This window comes from Kribbella sp. NPDC023972 (assembly GCF_040639075.1).
Taxonomy (GTDB): domain Bacteria; phylum Actinomycetota; class Actinomycetes; order Propionibacteriales; family Kribbellaceae; genus Kribbella.
This window is the reverse complement of the sequence record NZ_JBEZZH010000001.1, coordinates 1,755,878-1,775,066: the sequence shown is the minus strand read 5'-3', so window position 1 is coordinate 1,775,066 and position 19,189 is coordinate 1,755,878. Positions and strand designations below refer to the sequence as shown.

General features: G+C 68.2%; 20 protein-coding genes. 14 read left to right on the top strand and 6 right to left on the bottom strand.

Annotated features, from left to right (window positions below):
- Positions 1 to 3: 3 nt before the first annotated feature.
- From AB0F43_RS08455 to AB0F43_RS08445, 3 genes are read left to right on the top strand one after another with little or no spacing between them, the layout of a single operon-like run.
- The gene (locus AB0F43_RS08455; protein ID WP_360472492.1) at positions 4 to 954 is read left to right on the top strand and encodes a sugar ABC transporter permease; all 951 of its coding nucleotides are present in this window, start codon (positions 4 to 6) and stop codon (positions 952 to 954) included.
- Positions 951 to 1,841 carry a carbohydrate ABC transporter permease gene (locus AB0F43_RS08450; protein WP_360472489.1) on the top strand — a complete coding sequence of 297 codons (891 nt, stop codon included), beginning with the start codon at positions 951 to 953 and terminating at the stop codon, positions 1,839 to 1,841. Before AB0F43_RS08455 ends, AB0F43_RS08450 begins: the two co-directional genes overlap by 4 nt.
- Positions 1,841 to 2,485: a YesL family protein gene (locus tag AB0F43_RS08445; RefSeq protein WP_360472486.1), complete on the top strand. Its 645-nt coding sequence runs from the start codon at positions 1,841 to 1,843 to the stop codon at positions 2,483 to 2,485. Before AB0F43_RS08450 ends, AB0F43_RS08445 begins: the two co-directional genes overlap by 1 nt.
- Here the strand turns inward: AB0F43_RS08445 and AB0F43_RS08440 are convergent.
- From AB0F43_RS08440 to AB0F43_RS08430, 3 genes are all read right to left on the bottom strand, one after another.
- Entirely contained in the window at positions 2,445 to 2,879 is a 435-nt protein-coding gene (locus AB0F43_RS08440) for a hypothetical protein (protein WP_360472483.1), read from the bottom strand. The genes AB0F43_RS08445 and AB0F43_RS08440 overlap by 41 nt on opposite strands.
- Before the next feature lie 220 nt (positions 2,880 to 3,099).
- A complete protein-coding gene (locus tag AB0F43_RS08435; RefSeq protein WP_360472480.1) occupies positions 3,100 to 3,480 on the bottom strand; it encodes a hypothetical protein in 381 nt (126 codons plus the stop codon).
- A gap of 9 nt (positions 3,481 to 3,489) precedes the next feature.
- Positions 3,490 to 3,936 carry a hypothetical protein gene (locus AB0F43_RS08430; RefSeq protein ID WP_360472477.1) on the bottom strand — a complete coding sequence of 149 codons (447 nt, stop codon included), beginning with the start codon at positions 3,934 to 3,936 and terminating at the stop codon, positions 3,490 to 3,492.
- A gap of 81 nt (positions 3,937 to 4,017) precedes the next feature.
- Here AB0F43_RS08430 and AB0F43_RS08425 point away from each other — a divergent pair, with 81 nt between their 5' ends.
- The 4 genes from AB0F43_RS08425 (at position 4,018) to AB0F43_RS08410 (ending at position 7,588) form a co-directional block, all read left to right on the top strand.
- Positions 4,018 to 4,839 (top strand): tryptophan 2,3-dioxygenase family protein, encoded by an 822-nt coding sequence (locus AB0F43_RS08425; protein WP_360472474.1) that lies wholly within the window; start codon positions 4,018 to 4,020, stop codon positions 4,837 to 4,839.
- A 124-nt stretch (positions 4,840 to 4,963) separates the two neighbouring features.
- A complete protein-coding gene (locus tag AB0F43_RS08420) occupies positions 4,964 to 5,569 on the top strand; it encodes a hypothetical protein (RefSeq protein ID WP_360472471.1) in 606 nt (201 codons plus the stop codon).
- Positions 5,570 to 5,591: 22 nt separating this feature from the next.
- Positions 5,592 to 6,272 (top strand): response regulator transcription factor, encoded by a 681-nt coding sequence (locus AB0F43_RS08415; protein ID WP_360472469.1) that lies wholly within the window; start codon positions 5,592 to 5,594, stop codon positions 6,270 to 6,272.
- A 2-nt stretch (positions 6,273 to 6,274) separates the two neighbouring features.
- Positions 6,275 to 7,588, top strand: coding sequence for a HAMP domain-containing sensor histidine kinase (locus tag AB0F43_RS08410; RefSeq protein ID WP_360472466.1), 1,314 nt, complete (start codon positions 6,275 to 6,277; stop codon positions 7,586 to 7,588).
- A gap of 100 nt (positions 7,589 to 7,688) precedes the next feature.
- Here AB0F43_RS08410 and AB0F43_RS08405 read toward each other — a convergent pair whose 3' ends face one another.
- Positions 7,689 to 8,633 (bottom strand): helix-turn-helix transcriptional regulator, encoded by a 945-nt coding sequence (locus AB0F43_RS08405; RefSeq protein WP_360472463.1) that lies wholly within the window; start codon positions 8,631 to 8,633, stop codon positions 7,689 to 7,691.
- A 232-nt stretch (positions 8,634 to 8,865) separates the two neighbouring features.
- Here AB0F43_RS08405 and AB0F43_RS08400 point away from each other — a divergent pair, with 232 nt between their 5' ends.
- Positions 8,866 to 9,153 carry a hypothetical protein gene (locus tag AB0F43_RS08400; protein ID WP_360472460.1) on the top strand — a complete coding sequence of 96 codons (288 nt, stop codon included), beginning with the start codon at positions 8,866 to 8,868 and terminating at the stop codon, positions 9,151 to 9,153.
- A 103-nt stretch (positions 9,154 to 9,256) separates the two neighbouring features.
- Here the strand turns inward: AB0F43_RS08400 and AB0F43_RS08395 are convergent, their stop codons facing one another.
- A complete protein-coding gene (locus AB0F43_RS08395) occupies positions 9,257 to 10,234 on the bottom strand; it encodes an NmrA/HSCARG family protein (RefSeq protein ID WP_360472458.1) in 978 nt (325 codons plus the stop codon).
- A 92-nt stretch (positions 10,235 to 10,326) separates the two neighbouring features.
- Between AB0F43_RS08395 and AB0F43_RS08390 the strand changes: the two genes are divergently transcribed.
- The gene (locus AB0F43_RS08390) at positions 10,327 to 10,818 is read left to right on the top strand and encodes a MarR family winged helix-turn-helix transcriptional regulator (protein ID WP_360472455.1); all 492 of its coding nucleotides are present in this window, start codon (positions 10,327 to 10,329) and stop codon (positions 10,816 to 10,818) included.
- 127 nt (positions 10,819 to 10,945) lie between these two features.
- Here the strand turns inward: AB0F43_RS08390 and AB0F43_RS08385 are convergent, their stop codons facing one another.
- A complete protein-coding gene (locus AB0F43_RS08385; RefSeq protein ID WP_360472452.1) occupies positions 10,946 to 11,218 on the bottom strand; it encodes a hypothetical protein in 273 nt (90 codons plus the stop codon).
- A gap of 24 nt (positions 11,219 to 11,242) precedes the next feature.
- On the opposite strand from AB0F43_RS08385, the gene AB0F43_RS08380 reads away from it, so the two are divergent.
- The 5 genes from AB0F43_RS08380 to AB0F43_RS08360 all read left to right on the top strand — a co-directional run bounded on the left by AB0F43_RS08380 (position 11,243) and on the right by AB0F43_RS08360 (position 19,134).
- On the top strand, positions 11,243 to 12,151 hold the full coding sequence (locus AB0F43_RS08380; protein WP_360472449.1) for an FAD:protein FMN transferase: 909 nt from the start codon (positions 11,243 to 11,245) through the stop codon (positions 12,149 to 12,151).
- On the top strand, positions 12,151 to 12,723 hold the full coding sequence (locus tag AB0F43_RS08375) for a hypothetical protein (protein ID WP_360472446.1): 573 nt from the start codon (positions 12,151 to 12,153) through the stop codon (positions 12,721 to 12,723). The genes AB0F43_RS08380 and AB0F43_RS08375 overlap by 1 nt, the downstream gene beginning before the upstream one ends.
- Complete coding sequence (locus AB0F43_RS08370) at positions 12,720 to 13,934, top strand: NADH-ubiquinone oxidoreductase-F iron-sulfur binding region domain-containing protein (RefSeq protein ID WP_360472443.1); 1,215 nt, start codon at positions 12,720 to 12,722, stop codon at positions 13,932 to 13,934. The genes AB0F43_RS08375 and AB0F43_RS08370 overlap by 4 nt, the downstream gene beginning before the upstream one ends.
- A complete protein-coding gene (locus AB0F43_RS08365; RefSeq protein ID WP_360472440.1) occupies positions 13,931 to 14,140 on the top strand; it encodes a ferredoxin in 210 nt (69 codons plus the stop codon). The genes AB0F43_RS08370 and AB0F43_RS08365 overlap by 4 nt, the downstream gene beginning before the upstream one ends.
- A gap of 128 nt (positions 14,141 to 14,268) precedes the next feature.
- Positions 14,269 to 19,134 (top strand): NAD-glutamate dehydrogenase, encoded by a 4,866-nt coding sequence (locus tag AB0F43_RS08360; protein ID WP_360472437.1) that lies wholly within the window; start codon positions 14,269 to 14,271, stop codon positions 19,132 to 19,134.
- Positions 19,135 to 19,189 lie beyond the last annotated feature (55 nt).

Sequence of the window (19,189 nt, the reverse complement as noted above, 5' to 3'; positions counted from 1 at the left end):
CCCGTGGCCGGAACAACAGCCACCCCCGCCCAGGTGCCCGGCCGGATCTCCGGCCGGGGGCCGGGCGGTCCGCCCAGCCAGGCGAGCCGGCGGTGGCGGAGCATCCGGCTCGGCTGGAGCTTCATCCTGCCGAACTTCCTCGGCTTCGCCACCCTGACCCTGGTCCCGGTGATCGCCTCGCTGGCACTGTCCTTCCTGGACTGGGACTCCTACAGCACCCCGAAGTGGGTCGGCCTGGCCAACTTCGAGCGGATGATCCACAACGAGACGTTCTGGACAGCTCTGCGCAACACGGCGTACTACGCGGTCGGCCACGTGCCGTTGACGTTGTGCGCGGCACTCGGCTTCGCCGTACTGCTGAACCAGAAACTGCGCGGGGTCCGGTTCTTCCGGACCGCGCTGTTCTTTCCCTACATCACCTCGCTGGTCGCGGTGGCGGTGGTGTGGAACATGCTGCTCAGCCCGGAGGTCGGGCCGGTGAACCAGCTCCTGCGGGCCATCGGCATCGACAACCCGCCGGGCTGGACCACGTCGACCACCTGGGCGATGCCGGCGGTGATCCTGGCCAGCGTCTGGCGAGACCTCGGGTACTACATGATCCTGTACCTGGCCGGGTTGCAGACCATCCCGGGCGAGCTGTACGAGGCGGCCCACGTGGACGGCGCGAGCGCGTGGCAGCGGTTCTGGAACATCACGATCCCGTCGTTGCGGCCGACGACGTTCTTCGTGCTGATCATGCTGACCATCTCCAGTTTCAAGGTGTTCGACCTGGTTCAGGTGATGACCGAGGGCGGCCCGGGCCGGTCGACGCTGGTGCTGTCCCAGGTCATCTTCCGCGAGGGCATCACCCAGGGCCGGTTCGGCTACTCGTCGGCGGTGTCGATGGTGCTGTTCGTCATCGTGCTGACGATCACGCTGGTGCAGTTCCGGCTGCAGCGAAGGAGTGAACGATGACGATGACGACCACCCGGCCGGCGGAGGCAGACGTCGTACCCGCGGCCCCGGTGACGCGGCGACGGCGCAAGGTGACAACGGTACGACGGGCGGTCGCCTACCTGCTGCTCGTCGTACTGTCGATCGCGGTGCTGGTGCCGTTCGCCTGGATGGTGTCGTCGTCGCTGAAGCTGGACAACGAGGTGTTCAGCGTGCCGATCCGGTGGATCCCGGCCGAGTTCCACTGGGAGAACTTCACCAACATCTGGGCGCGCATCCCGCTGTTCACGTACCTGCGCAACTCGGTGTTCCTCAGCCTCACCATCACCGCCCTGCAGGTGCTGACCGGGAGCTTCGCCGCGTACGGGTTCGCGAAGGTGCGGTTCCCCGGCCGGGACGCGTTGTTCCTGGCCTACATCGCGACGATCGCGGTGCCGTGGCAGGCGTACATGGTGCCGCAGTACATCATCATGCAGAAGGCCGGCCTGGTGAACACCCATTTGTCGCTGATCATGCTGCAGGCGTTCAGCGCGTTCGGCGTCTTCCTGATGCGGCAGTACTACCTGACCATTCCGGACGAGCTGAGCGAGGCGGCCCGGCTGGACGGGTTGAGCGAGTACGGCATCTGGGCCCGGATCATCCTGCCGTTGTCGAAGCCTGCCCTGGCCAGCCTCGCGTTGCTGACGTTCGTGAACACCTGGAACGACTACATGGGCCCGTTCATCTACCTGACCGACAACAAGCTGTGGACGATCCAGCTCGGTTTACGCTCGTTCATCGGCCTGTACGACGCGGAGTTCGCGATGATCATGACCGGCTCGGTGTTGTCCGTGCTGCCGATCCTGGTGATCTTCCTGCTCGGCCAGAAGTACTTCGTCCGCGGCATCGCCACGAGCGGACTGAAGTGATGGGCTCGCCGCTCGCCCGCGTCAACGTCCGCGCCGACGCCTGGGACCTGATCTGGTCCTTCGTCCACCGGGCGTTGACGGTCAACCTCGGACTGGCGGTGGCCTGCTCGCCGCTGCTGCTGGCGTTGGCCGTCGTCGCCGACCCGTTGAGCTATCCGCTCTTTTTCGGCCTCCTGGGCTTGAGCGTCGGCCCTGCGCTGGCAGCAGCCTTCGCCTACCTGCAGGCGGAGGACCCGTCGGTGCGGAGCTTCTTCCACTCCTACCGCCGGCTCGCCCGCCGCGCTTTGTTGCCCTGGGCACTCACCCTGGCCGTGCTGGGCATCCTGGTGACCGACGTCGTCGTCCTGCACGACACCACGCCGGGCGCCGCACTCGTCCCGCTGCTGGCCGTCCTTGCGGTCCTTGCCCTCAGCACCGGTCTCGTCCGCCAGGTGTATCCCTCGGTGCCGCTGCGTACGGCGCTTTACGCCACCATCCGCAGACCACAGCTGACCCTGCTGAGTCTCGTCGTACTGGCCGCTGCGGCGGTCATCGTCAACCAGGTGCCGCTCGCCGGCCTGGCCACCGTGCCGGGCTGCGCGTTGTGGGTCGTCCTCGTCAACATCAGGATCCAGTTGGCCGGCGTGGCCGAAGCCACCGCCTGATCAGCGGAAAGACCAGGGCAAGGCCGATCATCGTCAGGCTCACGACGGAGGCGTACTTGTCGATCAGCAGGACGATGTCCACAGCCCGTTGACCGCTCCAGTAGCCGAGTCCTGTCACCAGGCCGGTGATGATCAGGGCTCCACAAAGGTCCAGCAGGAGAAAGATGGCCAGTCGCATCCCGGCCCAGCCGGCCATCGCGTACACCACCGCGGTGGGAAAGCCTGGCAGTACGGCCAGAAGGACGGTGGCCCGGATGATCCAGGGGTTGAGCTCGGTGGCCCGGCCGGCGAAGCGCAGTACGCGCTCGCTGGTGGTGAACATCAAGGCGACGACGCCGAGGATCGCGCCCAGCAGCGCCAGGTCGACCCGGGTAGGCCGTCCCTGCCAGGGCACGAAGCGACGCCAATCCGGGGCCGCTCGCCGCCGGGTGCCGGTTGGCTCGGACACCCTTCAATGCCCGGCACGAAGGCGAAGGACGCTCACCGCTTCCTGGGCGGGAGAGATGGCGAACCGTGATCGACCGAGTTGGTCCGCGGTCATCGTGATGCGAAGCGTCACCACTGCAGTATGCCCACGGCGGTCCGAACGCGAAGCAGATTCGAGCAGGTTCGAATCAGTCGTGGATCCAGCTCCACACACTCGTGGTGGCCGCCACCCCGGCCACCTGGAAGCCCTCCAGGACCCGGCGCTGACTTCCTTTCAGACCGAGCCGGTCGCCGTCCTGCAGTAGCGTCCTGAGCGCCTCGGTCAGCCGATCCGCCGCGGACCCGGGCGCGTCCCGCGCGTAGTAGTCCGCGAGGGTGTCCAGAGCGTCGTACGGCGCATGCACGCTGTAGCCGTACTCGCGGCCGGGATCGTCGCCCGCCGGGCGGTAGTCGTAGAACTCGGTGAACGTGATCCCGCGCTCACCGCCCTCGGGGTCGAGGATCAGAGTGAGCGTGAAGATGCAGCCGTTGTCCCGATGCACACGCAGCAGCGTCTCGCGTCGCGTCATGGCAGCAAGTTACGTCAGTAAGGCGGCCAGGATGCAGACCGTGGTGAAGATGGTGATGGCAATCGCGACCCGGCGGCCGCGCCGGACGCGGTGGGCGATGGTCGTCGAGTCGAGCTGCCTGGCGCACGGATCGAAGTCCAGCGCGTCGGACGGCGCGAACACGCTGCCCAACCGGCCCAACGCCGTACGCCGGGAGGCCTGGCGGGCCGCCTCGTGGACGACGCGCCGCCGCATGACCTCGCGCGGGTACGACCTGCCCGGCGGCAGTGCACGTTGTACGACGCTGTGGGCCGCGGCCACCCGCCGGGACCGGCTGATCGACGGCGGCAGGATCAGATAGGCCAGGTGGACCAGGGAGGCGTAGTCGTCAGGCAGCAACGCCTCGATCTGGGATTCCTCACGCGTAGATCCCGGAATCGGACCCGGTACGAGTGGGGTCTGGACCGTCGCGGACATTCAACTCCTCGGATCGGCGTACTTCAGTCCCAACGAGCGAATCACTGACCGGTCACGAAGGTGTCGGCTACCCTCGGCACCATGAGCACTGGTGACGGGGTGGCTGGGCAGTGGGACGGAGTCGACATCCACTTCGGTGAGGAGGGTGGACGGCTCACCTACGGCAGCTATCTGCGGCTGGCCGACCTGCTCGACCAGCAACGGCTGGAGTCGGATCCGCCGGCCCACGACGAGCTGCTGTTCATCACCATGCACCAGGTGTACGAGCTGTGGTTCAAACAGGTGCTGCACGAGCTGACCGCGTCCCGCGACGCGATGCTGTCCGGTGAGCTCTGGCTGGCCGAGCACCTGCTCCGCCGGGTGCACACGATCGAGCGGACGCTGACCCAGCAGATCGACATCCTGGAGACGATGACGCCGCAGGACTTCGGCGAGTTCCGGAATCGGTTGGCACCGGCAAGCGGCTTCCAGTCGGTGCAGTTCCGCGAGATCGAGTTCCTGTCCGGTGCGAAGGACCCGTCGTTCGTGAAGCGGTTCCGCGGCCTGACCGACGCCGAGAAGGCCCGCCTCCAGGGGCGCCTGGACGACCCCACGCTGTGGGACGCGTTCCTCGCCGTCCTCGAGAAGGCAGGGTTCGCCACCGACTCCGAGGACGCGATCCGCGACGCGCTCCGCAAGATCGCGGGCGACCGCGCCCACTACGCCGCCGTCTGGGAGCTGGCCGAGGCCCTGCTCCAGCACGACGAGCTCGCCGCCTCCTGGCGGGCCCGGCACGTCGTGATGGTCGAGCGCATGATCGGCACCAAGCCCGGCACCGGCGGCTCCTCCGGCGCCGGCTACCTCCGCAGCCGCCTGGACCTCCGCTACTACCCCCTCCTCTGGGACCTCCGCTCGTCCCTTTGATATCGAACCGGCCGCTTTCCGGAGGATTGCTGCCACCAGGTGGCGGAAATCTTCCGGAAAGATCGCGGTCGGCGAAGCCGGGCGCTAGTGTCACCGGCCACGGTCCCGAGGAAGGGGTGTCGCGGTGAAGCTCTACTCCGACGTGCGGTCGCAGCGGTTCTGGCAGGTCGTGGGTGACCTGATGCTGGTGGGGTGGATCTGGCTGTGCGTGGCACTCGGGCTGTTGGTGTTCCGGATCACCAATGCGCTGGGGGCGCCGGGGCGGAAGGCGGCTGAGGCGGGGGACGGGCTGGCGGGGGATCTGCGCCGGTTGTCCGAGCCGATCGGGAAGGTGCCGGTGGTGGGAGATCAGTTGCGGTCACCCGTTGATGGGGCAGCGGGGGCTGCGGGGAAGCTGGCGGAGGCGGGCCGGGACCAGGCACATGCGGTGGAGCAGTTGGCATACGTGCTGGCCGGGGTGACGATCGGGTTGCCGGTGCTGTTCGCGTTGCTGATCTGGCTGCCGCGACGGATCCGGTTCTCCCGGCGGGCGACCGCGGCGCGGAAGTTCATCGACAGCGCGGCGGATCTGGACCTGTTCGCGCTGCGGGCGATGGCGAATCAGCCGATGCACCGGCTGGCCAAGATCTCCGACGACCCGGTCGCGGCCTGGCGGAACGGCGACACCGCGGTCATCACCGAACTCGCCGACCTCGAACTGCGCAGCACCGGCCTGAAGGCCCCCTCCTGACACCCACAGCTACCCTCGTCGCATGGCGCGGGTGCTGCTGGTCGAGGACGACGACGCGATCCGGACGTCGCTGGCCAAGTCCCTGACCGCGGCCGGCCATGTCGTCTCGGCCGTGGCCGCCGGCGCCGACGGTGTGGCCGCGGTCGCGCGGGACCGTCCCGACGTTCTGCTGCTCGATCTCGGTCTGCCCGACCTCGACGGCCGGGACGTGCTCGCGATGGTTCGTGTGGTCAGCGACGTTCCGGTGATCGTGGCAACGGCCCGGGACGACGACGCCAGCGTGGTCAAACTGCTCGACGCGGGTGCGGACGACTATGTGATCAAGCCCTTCAGCTCGGCTCAGATCGATGCGCGGATCCGCGCCGTCCTGCGCCGGCTCGGCCAGGACCAGCAGGGCGAGTCGATCGTCGACCTGGGTGCGTTGCGGATCGACCCGCGCAGCCGCGAGGTAACCGTGGACGGTGCGTCGGTCGACCTGACCCGCAAGGAGTTCGACCTGTTGCTCGCGCTGTCGCGTCGGCCCGGGGCGGTGGTCAGCAAGCGGGAACTCCTCGCCGAGGTGTGGGGCCTGCCGTGGGGTGGCGGTGACCGTACGGTCGACGTCCACCTGTCCTGGTTGCGTCGCAAGCTGGGTGAGACAGCGGCCCAGCCACGCTTCCTGCACTCCGTTCGCGGCGTCGGCGTGAAGCTGTCGGGCGGCTGACGATGCGCCGGAGGATCCTGCTGTTGTCGGTCGGCATGACCACGCTGGTCGTGCTGGCGTTCGCCGTACCGCTCATCATCCTGCTGCGGAGCACGACCGCGTCCGAGTCGAAGGAGCAGGCACGCTACCGGGCCGAGGCGGTGGCGTACTACGTCGGCGACAAGGACCACACGGCCGCGGACATCACGGCGTACATCGACGGTCTGCAGAACGACGGGCCGGGGACCATCTCGGTGCGGCTGGCCGACGGTACGACGCTGGGCGACCCGCCGCCGGGTGGAGTCTCGAAGCCGACGCCGTTGCCGAGCGGCTACGACGACGGGGGCGATGGGGGCGACGGCAAGAAAGGCCCGCCGAAGATCGGTGACGCCGACTACCGCGAGATCGGCGGCGGGATGGCGGTCGAGGTCGGCGTCGGCACCGCGTCCGGGCCGGCATCCGTCTGCCTGTACCTGACCGCAGACCAGTTGTACGACGGCCTCGTCCCGCGCGTGCTGTTCCTGGTCGGCGGCAGCCTGCTCGTCCTGCTGCTCAGCATCATCGGCGCCGAACTCGTCTCCCGCCGGCTCGCCCGCCCGCTGGAAGAAACAGCCAGTACGGCGGAACGCCTCGCGCTCGGCGACATGGACGCACGCGCCCCGACGACCGGGCCGGCCGAGGTTGCCAAGGTCGGTGCCGCGCTCAACGGTCTGGCCGACCGGATCGACGAGGTCATCGCGGTCGAACGCGAGGCAGTCGCCGACCTGTCCCACCGGCTCCGTACGCCACTGACCGCGCTCCGGCTGCAGGTCGAGGCGTTGCCGGATCGCGAACGTGCCGAGGAGCTCAACACCCAGGTGAACAGCCTCGAGCGGACCCTGACCGCGGTGATCAGCGCGGCCCGGCGACCGCAGCGGGAAGGTCGCGTACCGCACTGCGACGCGGTCGAGGTGACGCGAAACCGGGCCGCCTTCTGGGAACCGCTCTTCGAGGACCAGGGCCGGGACCTGGCACTCGACCTACCGAATCCGCCGGCCATGGTCCGCTCATCCGCCGAAGACCTCGGTGCCGCGCTGGACGCCCTGGTCGAGAACGTCGTGGCCCACACACCCGACGGCACGCCGGCCCGGATCACGCTGACGCGCGAGGCGCGCGGCGTACGCATCGTCGTCGCCGACAAGGGGCCCGGGATCCCGCTGGGTGCCGGCGAACGCGGCCGGAGCGACCGCGGCTCCACCGGCTTGGGCCTCGATATCGCCCGCCGCTGCGCCGAAGCAGCCGGCGGCCGGCTGAGCATCGGCCGCAACGAGGTCATCCTGGAGTTGGCCACGCCGTAGCAGGGGTGCGCTCAAGCCCCCGGTCAGCGCAGTGGCGGCGCGTCGTTCGAGCGCCCGCTCATGCCGAAGTCCCAGTCCTGGCAGACCTTTGGCGGGTGGGTCAGCTCCCAAGAGTTCGTGCGACCACTACCTGTCGACTGTGCGCCGACGTCTTGGCGAAGATGCCCTTCAAGTGGTCCTGGATCGTGTTCTCTGCCAAGAACATCCGGCGAGCTAGTTCCCGGGTATCGGCTCCGGTGACCAAATGACCTAGCAGTTCGGTCTCCCGCAGGCTCAAGCCGAACGACCGCGCGAACAGGTTGACCCGGTCAGCCGGCGAAGACTCCTCGATGGTCACGGCAATCTCGGGCTGTCCCACGAGCTCTGCCGCGGCCAGTCTCGCTGCCCGCAGAGTGACCCACAGGCCATCCGCGAGGTGCACCCGGGCGACAGCCCGATTCTGGTCCGCCCCTGTCTCCACGGCCAGCAACTGGGCCGCCACGTTGTACGCGTTCGCCGGCACTGGTGACTGGCCTTGTGCCGGGGGCACCAGGACCCTCAAGTACTCCTGACTCTGCGGCGTCACCCTCGTCACATCGAGATCGGGCGACAACACAAGCACTGCGGGACCCGGTGGTCGCGGAGTTCCAGACTCACGGACGACGAACGTGTTCGCCTGGCACTGGCGGATTGCCGACGTCACACGTTCCACGATGTCAGTGAGGAATGCGACCTCGGCACTGTCGAACGTCCCGGACCCAGAAGACCTCCATAGGTCCAGCCATCCCCAGCAACCGTAGCGATCCCTGAAGACGGCCGATGCCACGTCGCTGATCCCGTAGCCGGCCAGGAAATCGGCCCACGTCTCACCCCGCGCGCTGCCCGCTAGGTCTGGCAAATGAGCCGTTCCCACGGCCTCGAGCGCTGTCCATCGATTGACGTCGGTGACGTACTTGAGCCGGATCAGACGCGGGAGCTCCGCCAGGCAGGGCACATCGGCCAAGGGGGCAGTACCGACAGAGGTCTCTGGATCGGCGAGTAGCCAAGCATAGGCGTCGAAAGGCACCGCTTGGCGGATGGCATCGAGGACACCGAGCCTGAGCCCCCGGGCGTCGGGAGCCGAAGCACAGATCCGCTCGACACGCCGCCGAGCATGCGCGAACGCAGCTTGACCTGGCATAGGTCGACACTACTCGCGGCCACTGTCCCGATACCCCAGAATCCTGGGATGTGCGGGGTCGTCCACGCTCCCTAGCGTGAGGAGCACAGGCCCACACTCCAGCAGCAGGGAGCAGATCATGCCGACTCTTCACATTGAGCACTCGATTGTGGACTTCGACCTTTGGTACGCCGCATTCGGGCGGTTCGCCGAGGCACGCGAACGGGCCGGGGTCCGCGACCATCGCATCCAGCGCCCGGTCGACGAGTCCAACTATGTCGTCATCGACCTGGACTTCGACACCACCGACCAAGCCAGACAATACCTGGAGTTCCTCCGGAACAAGATCTGGTCGTCCGCCGAGAACGCACCCGCACTGATCGGAGCACCACAAACCAAAATCCTCGAGAACGCCCTCCCGCAGTAGGCGGGATCCCGCGCCGACCGGATGCGTCGATTCTGACGGGCCTGAGCTCGACTGGCGCCCGGCCGGCGGCGGCTGTGCTGCTCCGTGTGCGACCGTGCAACGGTCAGTTCTGTGACGGTTTGAGCTCGTCCTTGTGCTTGGCCAGCCAGTCGGCGAAGGACTGCAGTGCCGGGTTCAACTCCCGCACCTTGTCGAGGTCGCGATCGCCGGTGAACTGTTCGTGATTCCCGGCGTAGTACTCGAACATGTTGCCGAACTCGGCGGCGTAGGGGAAGGGGAGTTCGCGGTACTGGTCCCACGGGAGGGGGCGGTAGGCAACCTTCTCGCCCAGTGCGTCGGTCAGGGCGGCGGCGTACTGGTCGCCGGTCAGGTGGTCGCCGGCGATGCTGACCGTGGCGCCGATCAGGTCCGAGCGCTGGAAGACGGCCAGGGCGGCCCGGCCGATGTCGTCGGAGGCGATACCGGACAGCGGCTTGTCGGCCATCGGCATCGAGATGGTCAGCGTGCCGTCCTCGCCGCGGAACGGTTCCATCCCGCTGATGAAGGCGTCGAAGTAGAACGTCGTCCGCAGGAAGGTCGTCGGTACGCCGTACTTCGTGAACAGCTCGTCGGCCTCGGCCTTGGCGTCGAAGTGAGGAACGGTGTAGCGGCCGCCGTCGAGTCGCGGTACGTCGTCCCGGCCGTCGAAGAAGGGGCGGGTGTCGTCGAGGGTCGACCAGATCAGGTGCTGAACGCCGGCCTCCTTCGCGGCCCGGGCGGCGGTCTCGGCCTGAGCCAGTTCCACCTCGGCGGCTGTGCGCGCGGCCTCGTCCTCCGGAGTGCGCGGAGCCCAGTAGTTCGTCACGACGAAGGCGCCGTACGCGTCCGCGAAGGCGGCCCGGACACTCGCCTCGTCGTCCAGGTCGGCCGCGACCACCTCGGCGCCGGCTGCCTCGAGTGCCTTGGCCTGGGTCGATTCCGGGTTCCTGGTCAGCGCCCGTACGGCGAACGCCCTGGACGGATCCTCCAGGATTGCGCGGACCAGTCCGCCGCCCTGTGCTCCGGTGGCGCCGACGACCGCGATCAGCTTCTTCTCACTCATATCCGCGAACTCCCTAGGTTGATGTGTCAACTCGCGGATCGATATTAGCTCATCTGGTTGATGTGTCAACCCAGTCGAGTAGGATGGTGGTCGTGGGTAAAGGACCGTGGCTCGACGAGGACGAGCAGAAGGCATGGCGGAGCTATCTGCTGATGCACCGGACGCTGGAGACGCACCTGGAGCGCCATCTGCAGCGTGAGTTCGGCATGTCCAAGTCGGACTTCGAGATCCTGGTCAACCTGTCCGAGTCGGAGTCCGGCCGGATGCGCGCCTTCGAGCTGGGCCGGGCGACGCAGTGGGAGAAGAGCCGGATATCGCACCACCTGAGCCGGATGGAGAAGCGCGGCCTGATCCGCAAGGAGGCCTGCGACTCCCGCTACCCCGAGATCGTCATCACCGAGGAGGGCCTGGCCGCGATCAAGGCCTGCGCCCCCGCGCACGCCGCCCGCGTCCGCCAGTTCTTCGTCGACGTCCTCGGCACCGACCGGATGATCGCCCTCGGTGAGGCCTCGGACGAGATCGTCGAGACCATCGGCAAGCACTGTGACGCCGACTGCCCGCCGGAGGTCCGCGGCCAGGGCTGACCCTGAGAGAACCTCTCAGAGAGCTTTCAGGAGAACTTGATTGTCGCTTGATGTTCTCTTGGAGTGCGGCTGAGGAGCCTCCCGCGAGGCTTACGGCCATGGTCACCACAGATGCGTTCAAAGAGTCTCACTCCTCCCGTCGGCGCTGGTTGCGCCGGGCTTCGGCAGCGGCGATCGCGACGGCGGTCCTCGGGATCGGCGGTACCGGGCTGTCCGTCGCCGTCGTGTCCGCACGGCAGTCCGACTCCGGCAGTTCCGGTACGACGGCGAGCTCCCCCAGCTCCGGCGACTCAGGCTCCAGCACCTCCGGCTCCAGTTCGAGCTCGAGCAGCTCCGGCTCGAGCAGCTCGAGCAGCGACGACTCGGGCAGCGGCCTCGGTTCCGCGTCGTCGGGTTCCACCTCGCAGGGTGGGAGCAACGGATCATGACCGCCTCCCGGACCTGGACCGCGTGGAGCTGCACGGTCCGGCTGACGGTCGACGACCCGGCCGTGCTCGGCGCCGCCTGCGGTGAGCTCAAGGCGCTGATGGACCGGGTCGACAAGGCCGCCAGCCGGTTCCGGCCGGACTCGGAGCTGTCGATCGTCAACTCCCGGGCCGGCGCGTTGCTGCCGGTGTCGCGGCTGCTGGTCGACCTGGTCGACGTCAGCCTGGTCGCCGCGTCCATGAGCGGCGGCGCGGTCGATCCGACCGTCGGCGCCGCGGTGATCGCGGCGGGCTACAACGACGACATCGAGCGGGTACGACGCCGCTTCCCACAGCCGGCCGAGCAGCCGAAGCCGATCCCGGGCTGGCAGCAGGTACGCCTCAACCGCAAGCTCGCGCTCCTCGGCGTACCTCAGGACTCTGCTCTTGACCTCGGGGCCATCGCCAAGGCGTGGACCGCGGATCGCGCCGCGCTCGTACTCAGCAAGCGGTACGGCTGTGCGGTCCTGGTCGAGATCGGTGGGGACCTGCGGGCCGCCGGTGAGCCGGCTGAGCCGTGGGTCATCACGGTCGCCGAACGTGCCGGTGACCCCGGAGTCCTGGTCACCCTCGCTCATGGCGGCCTGACCACGTCGACGAGGACAGTACGACGCTGGGAGACATCCGAAGGCTCCGCGCACCACGTGATCGACCCGCGAACCGGCAAGTCCGCTGAAGGGCCTTGGCGGACCGCATCGGTCTGGGCGCCGACCGCCATACGTGCGAACACCTTCAGTACGGCGCTCGTCGCGACAGGCGAGGCGGCAGTGGGACGACTGACGCTGGCCGGCCACCCGGCTCGGCTGGTCGCGGACGACGGTGAGGTCACTGAGCTGGCGGGCTGGCCCGCGGCGAGCAGGGCGGCCTGATGACGCTGTGGTACCTGGCCCGCGCGGCCGGGGTCGTTGCCATGCTCATGTTCACGCTGTCGGCGTCGCTCGGCATCGTCACCTCGGGCAGTCGCAACCCGGAACGGCGGTTCTGGCTGCAGTACGTGCACCGCTCGGCTGCCGCCACCGGTCTGCTCCTGCTGACCGCTCACGTTGCCGCAGTGATCGCCGACAGCTATGTCGCCATCAGCCCGACGGTCCTGGTCTGGCCGTTCGGCTCGGGCTACCGGCCCTTCGCCATGGCGGTTGGCACGTTCGCCCTCTATGGACTGGTCCTCGCCGCAGTCGTCGGCGCGGCCCGGGGTCGGCTGGCCACGTCCCAGGCTTTCACCAAGCACTGGCGCACGATCCACATCGCCGCCTCGGCGGGCTGGCTGCTGTCCATGGGGCACGCCCTGCTGGCCGGTACGGATCGCAGTACGCCGTGGATGCTCGCCATCACCATCGGCTGTCTGGCCGCAGTCGCCGCAGCGGGTGCCTACCGCGTCCGCAGTCAGGCAGCCCGAGCCAGTACGCCGCTCAACCTCGCACGAGCCGGGAGAACCCGATGATGTTGTTGCAGGACACCACAGTCAGGGTCATCGGTGATCCTCGGCTGCTGTCGGGCGTCGACCAGGGTCGACTGGACCATCAGCGCCACCTCTGGACCCACGGTGCTCAGCCAGACCTCACCCGCGAGGACTACCTCAAGCTGACCGATGCTGTAGGCCTTCGAGGACGCGGTGGTGCCGCCTTCCCTGTCGCACTCAAGCTGGCCGACCTGCCGGCGAGGGGCATCGAGGCTGTTGTCGTCAACGGCTCCGAGAGCGAGCCGGTGAGCCGTAAGGACCGCCTGCTTCTCACTCTGGCGCCACACCTCGTCCTGGACGGTGCCACGGGACTGGCCCGGGCACTCGGTGCCCCGCACGTGTTGATCGCCGTTCATGACGCGGAAGCCGCCATGTCCATCCGCGAGGCGCTGATGGAGCGGAACGACGGCTTGGCGATCGAGGTGGCTGACACACCCGGCCGATTCGTCGCCGGCGAGGCCCGTGCGGTGCTGAGTGCGCTCGAAGGTGGTCCCGCCGTACCGCCGGGTCGAAGGGTGTTGCCGACGCGTCAGGGGCACCGCCGACGTCCGACGTTCCTGTCGAACGTGGAGACGTTCGCGCAGCTCGCCGTACTGGCTCGGCTGGGGGCGAAGCGGTTCAGCAGCACCGGGCTGATCAGTGAGCCCGGGACGCAGTTGCTGACGATCGACGGTGCGGTACGGCGCCCTGGAGTGATCGAGACGCCGACCGGCGTACCGCTGGAGGCGGTGATGCAGTTTGCCGGCGCTGCCGCCGGGCCGGTTCTGCTCGGTGGATACCACGGGCGGTGGCTGCCGCACAGCGGCGGCGTGGTCCTGAAACGACCCGATGTGTCGGCCGGGATCATCCTGGCGCTCGGCACGGACACCTGTCCGCTCGGTGAGGTACACCGGGTCGCGCAATGGCTGGCAAGCCAATCGGCCGGGCAGTGCGGGCCGTGCGTGTTCGGGCTCGCCGCCCTGGTTGATGACTTCGACCGGCTCGTCAAAGGCGACCCGGCCGGCTGGCACGACGCCGAGCGGCACATCGGTCTGGTCCCAGGGCGTGGAGCCTGCGCTCACCCCGACGGCTCCGTGCGCTTCCTCGCGTCGGCACTGGAGGCTTTCGGTGAGGACGTACGGCTCCACCTTGCCGATGGCGGGTGCGGACGGCAGGTCCGGGGTGTCCTGCCGGTACCAGGAGGCTCGTGGTGAACAAGGTAGAGATCGACTGGACTCGCTGCGACGGCCACGGCCTCTGCGCCACCCTGCTGCCGGACGACGTGGCCCTCGACGAGTGGGGGTTCCCGGTCCTCAGAGGCCGTGAGATCACCGCCGGTGAGCTACCGCATGCGCGCCGCGCAGTGCTGGCCTGCCCGGCCCTCGCGCTGCGCCTCGAGGCACCTGTGAAACGTGACTGATCAGGCGTCGGACAGGCTCGTCCCAACATCACACCAGTGACAAAGGTGGACTAGTCTCTGAGTGACCGCACAATGTCGTGCGGCCCGGTGCGAACAGCGCCGATGTCACGCGTTGGAGACGGTGGGGAATGCAGAGCAAGCTGGACGTCCAGAAGGCGGAGGTGCTCGCCAAGGCGGTGGCCGCGGGAACACACGGGCACGACAAGTCGATCGATCCGGCCAGGCTGAAAACGTTCCTCGAGCGGTACTACCGCCATGTCGCCGCCGAGGACGTCACCGAGCGCGAACCGACCGACTGCCTGGGCGCCGCGAAGCACCACTACAAGTCCGCGATGTCGCGGCCGCAGGGCACCGCGAAGGTGACCGTCTTCACCCCAACCCCGGAGGACCACGGCTGGTCCGCGGAGGGGCGGACCGTGGTGGAGATCGTCGTCGACGACATGCCGTTCCTGGTGGACAGCGCGTCGATGGTGATCAACGAGCACAACCTGGAGCTGCAGCTGCTGGTGCACCCGCAGTTCGTCGTCCGCCGGGACATTGCCGGCACGCTGCAGGAGGTGCTGGACGACACCACCGTCTCGGACGAGCACGACCTGGTCCGAGAGAGCTGGATGCACCTGGAGATCGAGCGGATGCCGGACGTCGCCGAGCAGCGGGCGCTGGAGCAGACGCTGCAGCGGGTGCTCCATGACGTCCGGGTCGCGGTCGAGGACTGGCCGAAGATGCACGAGAAGGCCGTCGCCATCGCCGAGGGCCTGGACGCGTCGAACCTGCCGGTCGGTGAGAACGAGGTGGAGGAGGCGCGGGAGCTGCTCGAGTGGCTCGCCGACGAGCACTTCACCTTCCTCGGCTACCGCGAGTACGACTTCACCATGGAGGGCGAGCAGGGCATCCTCCGCGGCCGGCCGGGCTCCGGCCTGGGCATCCTCCGGGCCGATCCGAAGCCGAACTCGGGCAAGCTGCCGCCCGAGGTGAGCGCGAAGGCGCAGGAGCGCAAGCTGCTCATCCTGACCAAGGCGAACTCGCGTTCCACCGTGCACCGGTCGGCGTACCTGGACTACGTCGGCATCAAGAGCTTCGACGAGACCGGTGACCCGGTCGCGGAATGCCGGTTCATCGGTCTGCTGTCGTCGACGGCGTACACAGAGAGCGTCATGCAGGTGCCGGTGCTGCGGCGCAAGGCGCTCGAGCTGTTCCGGCTGACCGGCTTCGACCCGAACAGCCACAGCGGCAAGGGTCTGCTCGACGTACTGGAGACCTACCCGCGCGACGAGTTGCTGCAGGCGCCGGTGGAGGACCTGCTGCCGATCGTGCAGTCGGTGCTGCACATGCAGGAGCGCCGCGCCGTCAAGCTCTTCGTACGACGTGACGTCTACAACCGCTACCTGTCCTGCCTGGTCTACCTGCCGCGCGACCGCTACACCACGGCGGTCCGGCTGAAGATGCAGCAGATCCTCAAGGACGCCATCGGCGCCGAGACCGTCACGTATGCCGCCTACGTGACCGAGTCCGTGCTGGCCCGCGTCCACTTCGTCGTCCGGATGAAGCAGGGCGAGACAGTCGGCGAGTACGACGCCGAGCTGCTCGAGCAGAAGGTGGTCGAGGCCACCCGGGCTTGGGCGGACGAGTTCACCGCCGCGCTGCACGCCAAGGGCGGCGACGGTGCGGTCGCCCAGCTGGCTCGCAAGTACGCCGATGCCTTCCCGGAGGCGTACAAGGAGGACTTCGACGCCCGCGTCGCTGTCAACGACGTCAACGTGCTGGAGAGCCTGCCGCCCGAGAACGGCCTGGCCATGTCGCTCTACACCCCGATCGACGAGGAGTGGGAGGGCGAACGGCGCTTCAAGGTCTACCGGACCGGCCCTTCGCTGTCGCTGTCGCAGGTGCTGCCGCACCTGACCCACATGGGTGTCGAGGTGATCGACGAGCGCCCGTACGAGATTCGGCCCGTCGGCGGCGCGACGGCGTACATCTACGACTTCGGGCTCAAAGTGCCGACCGACACCGACGAACGCCCCGAGCTGCGCAAGCTGTTCAACGACACGTTCCAGGCGGTCTGGGAAGGCCGGGCCGAGTCCGACAAGCTGAACGCGCTGGTCCTGCGCGGGAACCTCAGCTGGCGGCAGGTGTCGATCCTGCGCGCCTACCAGAAGTACATCCGGCAGGGCGGTACGCCGTTCAGCCAGGACTACATCGAGAACACGTTCCTGAACCACGTGGACGTGGCCAACCTGCTGGTCCAGTTGTTCGAGACCGCCTTCGACCCGGCGCGCGGTCCCGCCGACGACCCCGACCGGGTCAGCCACGCCGCCCAGCTGGAGAAGGAGATCCTGGCCGCGCTGGACACGGTGAAGAGCCTGGACGAGGACCGGATCCTGCGCTCCTACCTGACCGTGATCAAGGCGACCCTGCGGACGAACTACTTCCAGCCGGCCGTCGCCGACGGCTCGCCCCGGCCGTACATCTCGCTGAAGCTGGAGCCCAAGGCCATCCCGGACCTGCCCCAGCCGCGGCCGGCGTACGAGATCTTCGTGTACTCGCCGCAGGTCGAGGGTGTGCACCTGCGCTTCGGCGCGGTCGCCCGCGGCGGCCTGCGCTGGTCGGACCGGCGGGAGGACTTCCGGACCGAGGTGCTCGGCCTGGTGAAGGCGCAGATGGTGAAGAACTCCGTGATCGTGCCGGTGGGCGCGAAGGGCGGGTTCTACGCCAAGCAGCTGCCCGACCCGGCCGTCGATCGCGACGCCTGGCTGGCCGAGGGCATCGCGTCGTACAGGACGTTCATCTCCGGGCTGCTCGACATCACCGACAACATCGTTGCCGGCAGCATCGTGTCGCCCCGGGACGTGGTCCGGTACGACGGTGACGACGCCTACCTGGTGGTTGCCGCGGACAAGGGCACGGCGACGTTCTCGGACATCGCGAACGGGGTGGCCAAGGAGTACGGCTTCTGGCTGGGTGACGCGTTCGCCTCGGGCGGCTCGGCCGGGTACGACCACAAGGCGATGGGGATCACCGCGCGCGGTGCGTGGGAGTCGGTCAAGCGGCACTTCCGCGAGCTCGGGCACGACTGCCAGAACCAGGACTTCACCGTCGTCGGTGTCGGTGACATGTCGGGTGACGTGTTCGGCAACGGGATGCTGCTGTCGGAGCACATCCGGCTGGTCGCGGCGTTCGACCACCGGCACATCTTCCTGGATCCCGCACCGGACGCGGCCAAGAGTTTCGCCGAGCGGCGCCGGTTGTTCGAGCTGCCGCGGTCGTCGTGGGCGGACTACGACGCCTCGCTGATCTCGGCCGGCGGGGGCGTGTTCCCGCGCACGGACAAGGCCATCCCGATCTCGGCCGAGGTACGCGAGGTGCTCGGCATCGAGGGCGCGCCGGCGACGCTGACCCCGGCGGAGCTGATGAACGCGATCCTGAAGGCGCCGGTCGACCTGTTCTGGAACGGCGGTATCGGCACCTACGTGAAGTCGTCGGCCGAGACGAACGCCGACGTCGGCGACAAGGCGAACGACGCGATCCGGATCAACGGCTCGGATCTGCGGGCGCGTGCGGTGGGTGAGGGCGGCAACCTCGGTTTCACCCAGCTCGGCCGGATCGAGTACGCGATGGGCGGCGGCCGGATCAACACCGACTTCATCGACAACGTGGCCGGGGTGGACACCTCCGACCACGAGGTGAACATCAAGATCCTGCTGGACAAGGTGGTCGCCGACGGCGACCTGACCGAGAAGCAGCGCAACGACATCATCGCGTCGATGACCGACGAGGTCGCCGGCCTGGTGCTGAAGAGCAACTACCGGCAGAACATCGCGCTCGCCAACGCGACCGCGCAGGCGTCGGCCCTGATGCACGTCCACCAGGACTGGGTACGGCGGCTGGAGAAGCAGCGACTGCTGGATCGCGAGCTGGAGTTCCTGCCGAGCGTGGCCGAGTTCAAGCGGCGCAAGGCCGAGGGACGCGGGCTGTCGACACCGGAGCTGTCGGTGCTGATCGCCTACACCAAGATCGTGCTCGCGGCGGAGCTGCTGAAGACGTCGCTGCCGGACGACCCGTTCCTGGCGCACAAGCTGGCCAGCTACTTCCCGAAGCCGATCCAGCAACGGTTCGCCGAGCAGATCCAGAGTCACCAGCTGCGCCGCGAGATCATCACCACCCAGGTGGTGAACGAGTTCGTGAACACGTCGGGCATCACGGCGTTCCACCGGCTGTCGCTGGAGACCGGCGGGACGGTCGAGGACGTCGTCCGGGCGAACCTGGCCGCCAGCCGGATCTTCGCCCAGCCGGAGTTGCTGACCCGCAACGCCGAGCTGGACAACGTCGTCGACGCCGCGACCCAGACCCACATGCGGCTGGAGACCCGCACCCTGGTCGAGCGCGCGACCCGGTGGCTGGTCAGCAATCGGCGTCCACCGTTCGACATCGAGGACCTGATCGAGTTCTTCACCCCGGGTATCACCAAGCTCACCACCGTACTGCCCGACGTACTGCGCGGCCGCGAGCTGGCGTTGTTCGAGCAGCGCCGGGAAGCCCTGGTGCAGAAGGGGGTTTCGGCGGACTTCGCGACCAGGATCGCGGTGCTGCCACCGGCGTACGCCGGTCTTGGCATCGTCGAGACCGCGTCCCAGGACGACCTGGACATCCTCGAGGTCGCGAAGGTGCACTTCTCCCTCGGTGAGCGTCTGCAACTGGGCCGCTTCCTGGAGCGCATCATCGGCCTGCCACGCACCGACCGCTGGCAGACGATGGCCCGTGCGGCGCTGCGCGACGACCTGCACGCCGTCCACGCCAGCCTCACCGCGCAGGTGCTGAGGACCACGGACGCGTCGGCGGAGCCCGAGGAGCGTGTCATCGCCTGGCAGGACCAGAACGAGGCGGCGCTGTCCCGGGCCGCCACCATGCTCGAGGAGATCGTCGAGACCGAAGGACCGGAGCTCGCGCACCTGTCGGTCGGCCTGCGCCTGGTGCGCACCCTGCTGGCGAACCAAGCGTGAACTTTGGCTCGCTGCGCAAGATAACGGTTGACAGGTCTAGTCCACCTCAGGGAGG